This window comes from Streptomyces sp. NPDC048392, from assembly GCF_043200575.1.
GTDB lineage: Bacteria > Actinomycetota > Actinomycetes > Streptomycetales > Streptomycetaceae > Streptomyces.
Window position 1 is genome coordinate 80,855 of record NZ_JBICYB010000019.1, and the last position, 13,226, is coordinate 94,080.

Annotated in this window: 10 protein-coding genes and 2 pseudogenes; 4 read left to right on the plus strand and 8 right to left on the minus strand. The window is 73.4% G+C overall.

Annotated features, from left to right (window positions below; genetic code table 11):
• Positions 1–75: 75 nt before the first annotated feature.
• A complete protein-coding gene (locus ACGFYH_RS24065; RefSeq protein ID WP_393805221.1) occupies positions 76–1,356 on the plus strand; it encodes a PAS domain-containing protein in 1,281 nt (426 codons plus the stop codon).
• Here ACGFYH_RS24065 and ACGFYH_RS24070 read toward each other — a convergent pair.
• Positions 1,353–2,861, minus strand: coding sequence for a hypothetical protein (locus tag ACGFYH_RS24070; RefSeq protein WP_393805222.1), 1,509 nt, complete (start codon positions 2,859–2,861; stop codon positions 1,353–1,355). The two genes, ACGFYH_RS24065 and ACGFYH_RS24070, sit on opposite strands and share 4 nt — an antisense overlap.
• A gap of 293 nt (positions 2,862–3,154) precedes the next feature.
• Between ACGFYH_RS24070 and ACGFYH_RS24075 the strand changes: the two genes are divergently transcribed.
• Together ACGFYH_RS24075 and ACGFYH_RS24080 are read left to right on the plus strand one after the other, a co-directional pair.
• On the plus strand, positions 3,155–4,288 hold the full coding sequence (locus ACGFYH_RS24075) for an aminoglycoside phosphotransferase family protein (RefSeq protein ID WP_393805223.1): 1,134 nt from the start codon (positions 3,155–3,157) through the stop codon (positions 4,286–4,288).
• Positions 4,289–4,570: 282 nt separating this feature from the next.
• Positions 4,571–6,508, plus strand: coding sequence for an N-acetylmuramoyl-L-alanine amidase (locus ACGFYH_RS24080; RefSeq protein WP_393805224.1), 1,938 nt, complete (start codon positions 4,571–4,573; stop codon positions 6,506–6,508).
• A gap of 24 nt (positions 6,509–6,532) precedes the next feature.
• Here ACGFYH_RS24080 and ACGFYH_RS24085 read toward each other — a convergent pair whose 3' ends face one another.
• The 6 genes and pseudogenes from ACGFYH_RS24085 to ACGFYH_RS24110 all read right to left on the minus strand — a co-directional run bounded on the left by ACGFYH_RS24085 (position 6,533) and on the right by ACGFYH_RS24110 (position 11,011).
• Entirely contained in the window at positions 6,533–7,030 is a 498-nt protein-coding gene (locus ACGFYH_RS24085) for a hypothetical protein (protein ID WP_393805225.1), read from the minus strand.
• Between the two features lie 58 nt (positions 7,031–7,088).
• A pseudogene (locus ACGFYH_RS24090) lies at positions 7,089–7,241 on the minus strand (CGNR zinc finger domain-containing protein); the annotation flags it as partial.
• 34 nt (positions 7,242–7,275) lie between these two features.
• Entirely contained in the window at positions 7,276–8,178 is a 903-nt protein-coding gene (locus ACGFYH_RS24095; RefSeq protein ID WP_393805226.1) for a universal stress protein, read from the minus strand.
• A gap of 86 nt (positions 8,179–8,264) precedes the next feature.
• A complete protein-coding gene (locus ACGFYH_RS24100) occupies positions 8,265–8,507 on the minus strand; it encodes a DUF397 domain-containing protein (protein ID WP_030403841.1) in 243 nt (80 codons plus the stop codon).
• A 114-nt stretch (positions 8,508–8,621) separates the two neighbouring features.
• Positions 8,622–9,460 (minus strand): annotated as a pseudogene (locus ACGFYH_RS24105) (alpha/beta fold hydrolase).
• Between the two features lie 51 nt (positions 9,461–9,511).
• On the minus strand, positions 9,512–11,011 hold the full coding sequence (locus ACGFYH_RS24110; protein WP_393805227.1) for an acyl-CoA synthetase: 1,500 nt from the start codon (positions 11,009–11,011) through the stop codon (positions 9,512–9,514).
• Positions 11,012–11,185: 174 nt separating this feature from the next.
• Here ACGFYH_RS24110 and ACGFYH_RS24115 point away from each other — a divergent pair, with 174 nt between their 5' ends.
• Positions 11,186–12,961, plus strand: coding sequence for a serine hydrolase (locus ACGFYH_RS24115; RefSeq protein ID WP_393805228.1), 1,776 nt, complete (start codon positions 11,186–11,188; stop codon positions 12,959–12,961).
• Positions 12,962–13,002: 41 nt separating this feature from the next.
• Here the strand turns inward: ACGFYH_RS24115 and ACGFYH_RS24120 are convergent, their stop codons facing one another.
• Complete coding sequence (locus ACGFYH_RS24120) at positions 13,003–13,194, minus strand: DUF2795 domain-containing protein (RefSeq protein ID WP_393805229.1); 192 nt, start codon at positions 13,192–13,194, stop codon at positions 13,003–13,005.
• Between the last annotated feature and the right edge of the window lie 32 nt (positions 13,195–13,226).

Here is a 13,226-nt window from a genome sequence, read left to right on the forward strand (position 1 = left end):
GTGCAACAGTCGTAGCGGTCCTTCCGCCACCCTCGGTCCCGCCTTGGTCGTACCGTCAGCACATCGGAGTGCGTCATGTCGTCCCATCTCTCCGCGGACCACCCGGCCGCCCAGCCACCGGGGCACGGCTCGGTGGAGGCCCTCATATCGCAGGCGCGGCGGCTGCGGGGCGACGTGGACGCGGTGCGACGGGACAGCCAGGGCGACGCGAGCGACTCCCGGGGACGCTGGCAGCGCGCCCTGTACGACCTGGCGCTGCATCAACTCACCGACCTGGACACACACTTGGCGCAGCTGAGGGACGGCCCGGCACCCGAGCCACGCGCCGGTTCACTGCTCAGCCGGGTCGGCAGCGCGGAGTGGAACCTGTTGACGGACGAGGCCGAGTGGTCGGCGGAACTCTTCCGCGTCCTGGGCCGTGATCCCGCGTCCGTCCCGCTCAGCCTCGACGAACTTCCCTCCCTGGTGCTCGCCGAGGACCGCCCGAAACTGACCGCGATGGTCACGGACTGTCTCGTCGACGGCCGGCCCATCGACGGCGAGTTCCGCGTCGTACGCCCCGACGGGACCGTACGCACCGTGCACATGATGGGCGAGCCGGTGCTCGACGCCGACGGCAGCACCGCCTCGATGTGGGCGGTGGTGCGGGACGTGAGCGAGCTGCGCCGCAGTCAGCGGGCGGTGAGCGAGACCCGGGACTCGCTCCGGCACCATCCGCCGCCTCCCTGGCACGGTCTCCTGCGGTTCCCGGACGAGGGGCGGCCCGGCCTGGAACTGGCGGCCGCACACCTCCCGTCGACACCCGCGCCGGGCCTTCGCTCCCGGCACGGCCGCTGGTACGACGCGTGTCCGCTCGGCGGCGACGGCGAAACCCTGCTCACCGTCGGCGACTTCGCTCCCCCGGAGACCGAGGCGCACGTCCCGGCGATACTGGTCGGCGCCCTGCGCGGACTGGCGCTGGCGGGCACCCGGCCCGCACAACTGGGCGACCGGCTCGCCGCGTTACTGGAGGCCACCGCCCTGCCGCCGATGCGCGACGCCGTGTACTGCGGCTACCGGCCGCGCACCCGGACCCTGACGTGCGCCCATGCCGCGGGCCCCGTCCCGCTGCTGTTCCGCGGCGGAACGGGGCGTGCGCTGTCCGGCCGGTCCGAGGCGACCCTCGAAGCCGGCGACCTGCTGCTCCTGCACACCGACGCCCTCGGGCCGACGGCCGTGGAACACCTCCTGTCGCTGGCCCCCCGACTGACCGGGGCGCGCTCGGCACAGGAGGGCGTACGGACCGTGACGCGAGAACTCGGTGGGTCGCCGGGTCGCGAGGACGTCTGCTTGCTGGTGGCCCGGGTGACCCCCTAGGCCGGCGCGACGCTGCCGCCCGTCCCCTTTCCCCTGGGTGACCTGCCCTTCGGCAGCGCCAGTCTGATCTCCTCGCGCAGCTCCTGGATCTTCGGGTAGCCGGCGTACTCGGCGGTGAGCCGGTACATCTGGCGCAGCCGGTCCCAGGTCCGCTGGGAGGAGTTGGACCCCATCGACACCAGGGCCAGACGCGCGTACCGGTCGGCCTGTTCGGGGTCGTCGGCGATGAAGCAGGCGGAGGCCATCGACAGGTAGTCGAAGATCTTCGACCGCTGCCGGCCGTCGATCCTGAGGGCGAGGGCCTTGTCCGCGTAGTGCCGCGCGTGTGCGGCGGCCCCCGGCTCGAACTCGGCGAGCGTCCGGTAGGCCAAGGCCTGCATGCCGTACAGGTCCTCCTCCTTGAACGTCTGCATCCAGTCCGGGGCCGGCACGTCCGCCTTGTCGGAGACGAAGAGGTCCTCGGCCCGTCCCAGAGTGCGGCGCATCGCCTGGCCCTTGCCCATGGCGGCCTGCGCCCAGGCCTCGATGGTGTACAGCATGGCCTTGGTGCGCGGCAGTACCTGCTCACCGGAGCCGGACTGGGCGAGCTTCATGAGGTCCAGCGCCTCGTCGGGACGGCCCAGGTGCACCATCTGCCGGGCCGCCCTGGAGAGCGCCTCGCCCGCCCGGGGCCGGTCGCCGCCCTCGCGTGCGGCGTGCGCGGCGATGACGAAGTACTTCTGGGCCGTGGGTTCCAGACCGACGTCGTGCGACATCCAGCCCGCGAGGACGGCGAGGTTGGCGGCGACGCCCCACAGGCGCCGCTGGAGATGGGGTGGGTGGTGGTAGGCGAGCATGCCGCCCACCTCGTTGAGCTGGCCCACCACGGCCTTGCGCTGGAGTCCGCCGCCACGGGCGGCGTCCCAGGCGCGGAACACCTCGACCGAGCGCTCCAGTTCCTCCACTTCCTGCGACCCGATGGGGGCGGCCTCGTAACGGTCGAACCCGGCGGGGTCGGCGTGCAGGGATCGATGGGGGTCGGGGGCTTCGGCCGCCAGGGCCGGGTCGGTGTGCAGCCAGTCGTGCATGGCGCTGCTGAGTGCGGAGCCCGCGGCGAGCGCGGCGCCCGCGCCCACCAAGCCGCGTCGGTTGAGCATGAGGTCCATTCCCGTGAATTCGGTGAGGACCGCCGCGGTCCGCTCGGGCGCCCACGGCACGCCGTCGGGATGCTCTGCGCTCCCGTCGTGTGGCCGTTTCCCCGCACGCCCGTGCCGGACCAGACCGAGGTCCTCGATGGTCACGACACGGCCGAGACGCTCGGTGAACAGAGCCGCCAGTACCCGCGGCACGGGATCACGCGGGATCTCTCCCATGTCGATCCACCGCCGCACCCGCGAGGTGTCGGTCGCCAGCTGGGGGTGGCCCATGGCCGCCGCCTGCCGGTTGACCAGCCTCGCGAGTTCGCCCTTGGACCAGCCGGCCAGGCCGAACAGGTCCGACAGACGGGTGTTGGCTTCTCCGCTCACGTCAAGCCCCCAGGTTCTCGGCTGAGTTGACAGTAGCCCCGTGCAGGTTGCCGGGCGACTATTCGCCACCGTTCGCCAGGGTGCGCCAGATGGTGTGCCACGGGCGGCCGGGTGTCAGGTAGGAATGCGCCTCCCCGACCCGGTCGCCGCGGGGGTACTCCCCAGGGTGGCCCCAGTCGGCCGGTCGGGCGGCGCGACGGCTTTCGGAAGGCGCGCCCCGGTACGGGAACGGACCGGACCGGCGCCGCTCTTCAGACAGGCACAGCAGGCACACGAAGGGATCTGTCTCGCCCATGTACGCAGCATCGTCCTCCGTGTCCGCCCCACAGCGCTCGCTGCACCCCCGCCCGGCGGCGGGCGGCGGCCCCTATCTCGCCCCCGCGCGTCCGGCGGCCCCGGTGCTCGGGACCGGCAGGGCGCGGCTCGGCGCGGGGCCCGGCACACAGCCGCTCAGCGGGAGAATCGACCTGTCCGGCCCCCAGGGGGCCCAACTGCGCACGGCGATCGCCGCCGTGCACCGGATCTGCCCGGAGTTCTCCCCCGTGCAGGTGCTGCGCCGCAGCGGGCGGTCCGTGCTCCTGGTCGGTACGACCGGTCGCAGCACGGCGGTGGCCAAGTGTTTAGTGGACCACTCCCCCGCCTGGGCGGAGCGCAGCCGGCACGAGATAGGGGCGTACCGCTCGTTCGTCCGGCAGCGCCCTCCGGTGCGGGTGCCGAGACTGATCGCGGCGGACCCGGACAACGGCACGCTGGTGATCGAGCGGATGCCGGGGCGGGTGGCGGCGCTGCAGCGGCACCCTCTGGAGGCCCCGCCGCGGGCGGACATCAGGGCAGCGCTCGGCGCGGTCTGCCGGCTGAACGCCTGGCGGCCGCCGGCCGGTACCTTCGACGCCCCGCTGGACTACGCGGCCCGGATCGCCCGCTACCACGAACTGGGTCTGCTCACCGACCGGGACCTGGGCGACCTGCAGAAGCTGCTGCACGGCATCGCCCACGCGGGCGGACGCCAGGGCATGGGCCAGTTCTGTCACGGTGACGCACTGCTGTCCAACATCCTCATGTCCCCGGCCGGTCCGGTGCTCGTGGACTGGGAGCACGCGGGCTGGTACCTGCCGGGCTACGACCTGGCGACGCTGTGGGCCGTCCTCGGCGACGCCCCGGTGGCCCGCCGTCAGATCAGCCAGCTCGCCCAGTCGGCGGGCACGGCGGCGCGCGACGCGTTCCTGGTGAACCTGATGCTCGTACTGACCAGGGAGATCCGTACGTACGAGACGGCCGTGCAGCGTTCGATGCACGACCCGGTCGCGGCACCGGCCCATCCGGGTGCCGCGCCGAGCGGCGAGGAACAGCGGCTGCTGCTGCGCCGGCTGCACGACGACTGCCAGATGGCCCGGCGGGCCGTACGGGCGGCGGTCGGCACCCGCTGACCGGAGGGCAGGGGTCCGCGGTGTGTCCCTCAGGGGGCGCACCGCGGTTTTTCGTGCTTCCGCCGGACCGGGTGTGCGCGGGGCTCATTGGTGTACGCCACTGACGCCCCGCAGGCCCGTGGGCCGCCGCCACGAAACTCGCCGAACCCCCTGCTGACGTGGGAAATCGCCACGGTGACGGCATGATTGACGGATCGTCGGACCGCCGGGTACCACTGACCCACGCCCGGCCCCGCACGCCCCGCCACACCCCGTCCCGCCCGACCGTCACAGGAGGCCGCTTTGCGAGGATCCCCCGTCGTGCCCGCCCTGGCCACCGCGGCACTGCTGCTGCCGTTGCTCGGCGCCGCACCGTCCGCCGCCGTGCCCGTGGACGCGCCGCCCGCCCCGGACCGCCTCCAGCGGGCGTTCGCCGCCGCGGCGGCCGAGTACCACGTGCCGCAGAGCGTTCTGCTCGGCGTCTCCTACCTGCAGTCCCGTTGGGACGCGCACGGCGGCGCACCGAGCGTCACCGGCGGCTACGGGCCGCTGCACCTCACCGACGCCCGCACGGCACTGGCCGGGGCGTCGCACCACGGTGAGGGCTCCGAGGACCCGCGCGGCGACGACGCCCGCGCCCCGCTGCACCCGACGGGCGGAGACGACTCGCCACCCGCCGAACTGCCGGCCCGGCTGACCACGCTGCCGAAGGCCGCCGAGCTGACCGGGCTCAGCCCCGAGGCGCTGCGCACGGACCCGGCCGCGAACGTGTCCGGCGGTGCCGCGCTGCTCGCCGCCGCCCAGCGCGAACTGGGCGAGCCGCTCAGTTCCGACCCGGCGGACTGGTACGCGGCGGTGGCCCGCTTCTCGGGCGCGGAGGACTCCGCGACGGCGGCGGCGTACGCGGACGACGTGTACGAGGTGATCCGCGCGGGCGAGCGGCGGACCACGGACGCCGGCCAGCGGGTCGCCCTGGCCGCCCGCCCCGGCGCGACTCCCGACGTGACCCAGCTGGACGGCGCGCGTCTGCGGGCCGCGAGGGCCGCCGGCACGGAGTGCCCGAAGTCGGTGTCCTGCGAGTGGGTCCCGGCGCCGTACGAGGAGTTCGGCGACGGCGACTACGGCAATCACGACCTGGGCGGCCGGCCCGGCACCCAGCGCATCCGGTACATCGTCGTGCACGACACGGAGGGCACCTGGAACGGGGTCCTCAACATGGTCCAGGACCCCACCTACGTGTCCTGGAACTACACGCTGCGCTCCACCGACGGCCACATCGCGCAGCACGTGAAGGCGAAGGACGTCGCCTGGCACGCCGGCAACTGGTACGTCAACGCCAAGTCGATCGGCCTGGAGCACGAGGGCTTCCTGGCGGAGCCGGACGCCTGGTACACGGAGGCGATGTACCGCTCGTCGGCGCGGCTGGTGAAGTACCTGGCCGGGAAGTACGGCATTCCGCTGGACCGGCAGCACGTCCTCGGCCACGACAACGTTCCCGGCACCACCACGGCGACGATTCCGGGCATGCACACCGACCCGGGCCCTTACTGGGACTGGCGGCACTACTTCCAGCTGCTCGGCCGCCCCGTCGAGCCGACCGCCGGCAGGAGGTCCTCCCTGGTGACGATCCGGCCCGACTACGCCGCCAACCGCCCCGAGTACACCGGCTGCGAGACGGCGGGCGAGCCCTGCGCCTCGCACGGCTCCGGCGAGGTGCGGCTGTACTCCGACCACGACGTGAAGGCGCCCCTGATCAAGGACATCGGCCTCGGCACCACCCCCACGACCGGGGTGAACGACCTGTCCTCGCGGGTCTCCACGGGCCAGCAGTACGCGGTGGCCGGCCGGTGGGGCGAGTGGACGGCGATCTGGTACCTGGGCCAGAAGGCCTGGTTCCACAACCCGCGCAGGAGCCCCGCGGCGGTGCCCGCGTCGGGCCGGGTGATCACTCCGCGGGAGGGCCTGGAGAGCGTCCCGGTGTACGGGCGCGCGTACCCGGAGAAGGCCGCCTACCCGGCGGACGTGCCCGCCCAGGCCGTGTCACCGCTGCCGTACCGGCTGCCGAAGGGCCAGAAGTACGTGGTCGGTGAGAAGGTGCCGGGCGAGTACTACTACGCGGTCACGTTCGGCGAGGCGTCCCACCGGGTGGTGACCGGCGAGGACCAGTACTACGAGATCCAGTACGGCCACCGGGTCGCGTACGTGCGCGCCGCCGACGTGACGGTCGCGACCGCCCGTTAGCGGCCGGGAGTCGGCGGCCTGGTCTCAGCCCTGCTGGAAAAGCTCCGCCGGGAGCGGCTTCAGCAGGGCGTACAGGTCGTCGGTGATGGGGCGGTCCCAGGCGGCGATGGTCACCAGGACGCCGTCGCTGCGGTCGAACTGCACGCAGGAGATGCGGCTCTCGGAGAGCTTGAGGCGGCGCACGACGAGCAGGTTGTCGCCCTGCATCACCGGGACGTCCTCGGCGCCGACGACCGTGATCTCCTCGTCGTTTCCCAGGGCGAGCAGCAGCTGGGCCACCTCGAAGGGGATCTCCCCCTCGGGGACCTCGCGGGCCGGGGAGCCGTCCGGGAGATTGCCGATGATCATCGCGGGACCGCGGCCGCCGAACAGGTCGTAGCGCAGGAAGACGCCCTGGCAGCTGCCGTCGGGCGCGGGCAGCAGGCCGGCGCCCAGATTGCCGGGCCAGTCGCCCGGGTCCATGGCCAGTACGTCGAAGTCGGGCCCGGCGGGCGTGGCGCTGCGGCGGCGGAGGAACGACATGCCGCCATGGTACGTGCCCGGGGCCGTCGAGCGGCGTGCGGGCGGGCGCCCGGCCGGACTACCCGGTCCGCCTGTGCCGCTCCTGGTGGCGGGCCACCCGGGCCCGGTCGCCGCAGGAGGGTCCGCACCATTCCTGACGCGGGTGCTCCTTGAGGAAGTAGCGCACGCGGCGGGGGGCGTGGCAGGCCCGCAGCCGCTGCCGGGGCGGACCACGGCCCCGCACCGGGCCACTCGCCTCCCGGGTGTCACTCCTGCGGCGGGGCGGGCGGGATCACCGCGATGGGGGACGCCGCGTGGAGCAGGACGGCGTGGGTGACCGAGCCCATCATGCGGGCGGGGGCCAAAAGGCGCCTGCGGTGGCGGCCGACGACGACCAGGTCGGCGTCCCTGGAGGAAGCGACCAGGTTCCCGGCGGCGTCGCCGGGGACGGCATGGGAGTCGGCCCGGACATCGGGGTGGCGTGCGCGGTAGGGGGCGAGGAGACCGTCGGCCAGGACCCGCGTCTCGCTCTCGACGGCGACCTCGTCGATCACCGGGGGCATCAGCTGCCCGGCGGCGGCCCAGGTCTGCACCGGCCACGGGTAGGCGGCGACCACCTGGAGGCGGGCGCCGCGCAGCTCGGCCTCGGTGAAGGCGAAGGACAGCGTGGCCTCGTCGGGACTGTCCACGTGCAGGCCGACCACCACTCTGGGGCCGGGTTCGGCCGGTGCCTCGCCGTGGACCTCGCGTCCGGGACGGGGCACGACCACGACGGGGCACTGGGCGTCGCGGGCGGCGGCCATGCCGTTGGAGCCGAGCAGCAGCCCCGTGAAGCCGCCCCGGCCCCGGGAGCCGAGCACCAGCAACTGGGCGTCGGCGCCCAGTTCCGGCAGCAGGGCGCCCGGTACGCCCTCCATGCCGACGTACTCCGTCGCCACCGCGAAGGCCCGCCCCTGGAGGTGCGCGCGGGCCTGCTCCAGCGCGGGATCCTCGGCGGTGTCGGGCGGGCCCGCGACCAGGACGTCGGCCTGGGACCATGCGGCGTACTGGCGCACGTGCACCACCCGCAGGGGTGCCTCGCGCCGGTGGGCGGCATCGAGCGCCCAGTCCAGGGCGCGCAGGCCGTCCGCCGAACCGTCGACCGCCGCGATGACCGGCAGGGTGCTCATGGGTCCTCACCTCCGGAGTACGGACTTCCCCCCGGTGACGGACGAAACACCCCGGTTCGGCCGGTCGGCTCACCCCGCCCGGCGTCCTACGTGAGGTCGAACTCCCCTTCCCGCGCTCCCGACACGAACGCGCCCCATTCCGCCGGGGTGAAGATCAGCGAGGGGCTCTCCGGGCTGCCGCTGTTCCGCATGGCGATGAACCCCTCGACAAAGGCGATCTGGACATCCCCCAGGCCCCGGCTGCTGGACTGCCACTGCGCGTTGCTGAGATCCAGCTCCGGCTTGTCCCAGCCCCTGAGCGGGCGCTGTTGGGTGGTGCTCTCGGCCACGTCCGTGCTCCTCCCGATGTCGTCGTCCGCGGCCAGCCTAGCGACCGGGTCGGATGGCCGACAGGCCATGCGAGGGGTGCCTTTCGGAACGATACGGAACGGATCCGGCGGAGATCAGTTCTGTTCGAGGAACGCGGCGACCCGGTGGGAGAACCACCGCGGGTCGTCGAGCCAGGGACAGTGCCCGGCACCCGGCTGGACGGCTGCCTCGGCGTGCGGGAAGACGTCGGCGCAGCGGCGTGCGAGCTCCGGGCTGGGGCCGCCGTCGCGCTCACCGGCGAGGACGAGGACCCGGGCGGGGCAGCGGGCGAGGGCGGCGCGGGCGGCGGGCGGGTCGAAGGCGTCCGGGGACAGGTAGACGTCGCCTGCCGCGTCGTTGGACTCCTTCTCGCCGCGGGCCACGTGGTTCCTGGCGGCGTCGTCCCAGCGGCCGTGGAAGAAGGGGAGGAACACGGGGTCGAATGCGCCGGTTCCGGCCGGCCAGGCCCGGAAGGGCCCGATGGCCTCCTCGAACCAGGGCTCGTCCGTGCGCAGGAGCGCCGCCCGGAACCGCTCCTCGGCCGTCGCCGGCATGTCCAGCGCCCAGGGAGTGGCGGCGACCAGGACGAGCCTGGCCACGCGCGCCGGGTGGCGGGCCGCGTACAGCATCGCGAGGCTGCCCCCGGCCGAGTGCGCGAGGATGTCCATCCGCTCGAGGCCGAGGTGCTCGCGGAGTGCCTTACGTCGTCCACGAGCCGGTCGCAGCGGTAGGTCGCCGACTCCTCGGGTGCGGCGGACTCGCCGGTGCCGCGCAGGTCGAGGAGGATCAGCCGGCGATGGTCGGCGAGGCCGCCGAGGCCGCCGAGGTAGGCGGAGGCGCGCATGGGCCCGCCCGGCAGGACGACGAGCGGGTCGCCCTCGCCCCGGACGTGGTGGGCGAGGCGGGTGCCGTCGTACGCGGTGAAGGTCTGCATGACGCCCGGTCCTCACCGGCCGCCGCTGTGTCGCGCAACGCGGTTGCCGCGTCAGGAACCGGCGAAGCGGTCCCGCAGCTCCCGCTTGAGGATCTTCCCGCTGGCGTTGCGCGGCAGGGCGTCCACGAACCGGACCTGTTTGGGTGCCTTGAAGGCGGTGAGTCTCTCGCGGGCGTGGGCGATCAGTTCGTCCTCGGTGACTTCCCCGCGCGGGACGACGACGGCCGTGACGGCCTCGATCCACCGCTCGTCGGGCAGGCCGATGACCGCTGCCTCGGCGACGGCGTGGTGCGTGTAGAGGGCCTCCTCGACCTGGCGGGAGGCGATCAGCACGCCACCGGAGTTGATGACGTCCTTCACGCGGTCGACGATCGTGTAGTAGCCCTGCGCGTCCCGCACCGCGAGGTCGCCGGAGTGGAACCAGCCGTCTCGGAAGGCGGCCTCGGTCTCCTCGGGCCTGTCCCAGTAGCCCTCGCACAGCTGCGGGGAGCGGTAGACGATTTCGCCGGGGGTGCCGTCGGGCACGTCCTTTCCGTCCTCGTCGACCACGCGCGCCTCGACGAACAGGACGGGGCGACCGCAGGAGTCCATCCGGCCCTCGTGCTCGTCCGGGCCCAGGACCGTGGCGAGGGGGCCGATCTCGCTCTGGCCGAAGCAGTTGTGGAAGGCGAGGTGCGGGAGGCGTTCGCGCAGCCGCTCCAGGACGGGGACGGGCATGATCGACGCGCCGTAGTAGGCCTTGCGCAGGCCGCCGAGGTCGCGGGTGGCGAAGTCGGCGCGGTTCGCGAGGCCGATCCACACGGTCGGCGGTGCGAACAGGCTGTCCACGCGGCCCGCTTCGATCAGGTCGAAGAGCCGGTCGCCGTCCGGTGCGTCCAGGATGATGTTGGTCGCGCCGACCGCGAGGTAGGGCAGCAGGAAGACGTGCGTCTGCGCCGAGTGGTAGAGCGGGAGGGCGTGCGCGGGGCGGTCGCCGGCGCCGAGGCCGAGCGCGGTGATGGCGCTCAGGTACGCGTGCACCAGCGCCCGGTGGGTCATCATCGCGCCCTTGGGCAGTGCGGTGGTGCCGGAGGTGTACAGGAGCTGCACCAGGTCCTCGGCGTCCGGTTCGGGGCCGTCGTACGCGGGCGCCGCCGTGAGGCGGGTGAGGAGCGAGTCGCCGGCGTCGCGCAGGGGCAGGGTGCGGGTCCCGTCGGGCAGCCGGGCGGCGAGGCCGGGGTCGGTGAGGACGAGGGTGCTGCCGGACTGGCGGGCGATGTGGGCGAGGTCGTCGCCGGTGAGGTTCTGGTTGACCGGGACGTGCACCAGGCCCGCGCGGGCGCAGGCCAGGAACGCGATCAGGTAGGCGTCTGAGTTGTGGCCGTAGGCGCCGACCCGGTCGCCGGGGGAAAGACCCTCGTCCAGCAGGACGCTCGCCGCGCGGGAGACCGCGGTGTCGAGTTCCTCGTACGTCCAGGTGCGGTCGCGGTACTCGACCGCGACCCGTGCCGGAGTGCGTCGGGCGCTGCGCCGCAGCACCCCGTCGACCGTGCTGCCGTGTCCGGGCGTCATGACATGATCCTCGGCCGGTCGCGGGGGCGGGTTAAGCCGTGTGCGCCCGGGCCGCCGACTCCTCGTGTCCGTTCCGTACGCCCCATTGACACCACCCGTCGCCGACAGGAAAGTTTCACTCCGCACGGCGATCCGGGAAAGAAACTTCCAGCTTCGGTGGCGGGAGGCTCGTCGATGGCCGGACAGGCGACGAACGGATTCACACGGCGTCAACTGGGCGCCGGCGTCCTGACCCTGGGCGGCGCCCTGGCCATCACCCCGTTCGCGGCCGGACCGGCCGAGGCCGTCCCCGGCGGGGGCGGCCGTCCCACACTGCGGCACGGCTCCGCCGAGCGCGCCGGGCTGCTGTCGGGTCATCTGCGGCAGCTCGTCACCGACGCCGAGGCGTTCCTCGCCCCGTCCCCCCGGCACCCGTGGTACGCGGGCGCCGTGCTGCTCGCCGGCCGGGGCGGCACGGTGGCGCTGCACGAGCCGATCGGCATGGCGGTGCGCTACCGGGCCTACGACGAGGCGACCGGCACCGGGGTCGAGTTCCCGGCGGGGGAGCAGATCCCGATGGCCGAGGACACGGTGTTCGACCTCGCGTCGATCTCCAAGCTGTTCACCTCGATCCTCGCCGTGCAGCGGCTGGAACGGGGTGCGCTGGAGCTGGAGGCGCCGGTGGCCTCGTATCTGCCGGACTTCGGCCGGGCGGGCAAGCGGGAGGTGACCATCCGTCAGCTCCTCACCCACACCTCGGGCTTCCGGGCGTGGATCCCGCTGTACGGCGCGCCCACCTACGAGGAGAAGGTCCAGCTCGTGTACGACGAGACGCCGGTGAGCCCGCCCGGCAGCGCGTACCTGTACTCGGACCTGAACATGATCTCCCTCCAGCTGGTGCTCCAGGAGGTCACGGGCCGCTCCCTGGATGTCCTGCTGCGCGAGGAGATCACCGAACCGCTCGGACTCGACCGCACGCGTTACAACCCGCCCGCCTCCTGGCGGCCCGGGATCGCGGCCACCGAGGACGCCCGGCAGCCCTGGTCCGGCCTGGACCGCGGGCTGGTGTGGGGCGAGGTGCACGACGAGAACGCCTTCAGCCTCGGCGGCGTCGCCGGTCACGCGGGGGTGTTCTCCCGCGCGTGGGACCTCGCGGTACTCGGCCGCACGCTGCTCAACGGCGGCTCCTACGGCCGGGCGCGCATCCTGCGGCCGGAGTCGGTGGAGCTGATGTTCACCGACTTCAACACCGGCTTCCCGGGCGACGAGCACGGCCTGGGCTTCGAGCTGTACCAGCACTGGTACATGGGCGCGATGGCGACGCCGCGCACGGCCGGGCACACCGGTTTCACGGGCACCTCGCTGGTGCTCGACCCGACGACCGACTCGTTTCTCGTCGTTCTCGGCAACTCCGTGCATCCGGTGCGTAGTTGGCGCTCCGGATCGGCTCCACGGGTGGCGGCCGGCACCAACCTGGCGCGGGCCGTGCCGGTCCGGCCCGCGCACGGGCGCACCGCGTGGTTCTCGGGCACGGCGAGTTCCGCCACGGCGACGCTCACGCTGCCCGTGCTGGACACCTCGGCCGGCCGGGCGCGGCTGAGCTGCGCGCTGTGGTGGGACACGGAACCCGGGTCGGACGCCCTTGTCCTGGAGGCCACGGCCGACGGCGGCGCCGCCTGGCAGCCCGTGCCGTTCACCACGACGCGGCGCGGCGAGGCGCCCCGGCAGCATCCGGCGGGCTCGGCCACCGGCTGGTCGGGGCGCGTCTGGCACCGGCTGACGGCCGGCCTTCCGGCCGCGCGCGGGCTCACGCTGCGCTGGCGGTACACGACCGACCGGCTGTACGTGGGCCGCGGGGCGTACGTCGACGGGCTGCGCGCGGAGGCGGGCGGTGACGTCCTGTTCCAGGACGCGCGCCCGGCGGACGCGGCGCGCGTCGAGACGGTGGGGTGGTCGGCGTCGGCCGACTAAGTGTATCGACCTGTGAGGTGGGGACGACGCGTGTCCGCTAGCTAGCCGTTGAAGACGGCCTTCTGCACCTCGTTCGGACCGTCGAAGCTGTTCTCCTTCAGTCCGTCGAGGCGGCTCACGACCTTGTCGTCGGCCTCGTTCTTGCGAGCGCAGTCGACGAGCGACTTCCTGTCCGCCGGGTAGTCCATGCCGTTGAGGGCCTTCTGCAGGTCGATGGGGCTGAGGTCCGCCATGACGGGCTCCTTGTCGTGCTGGTCTCGTGTGC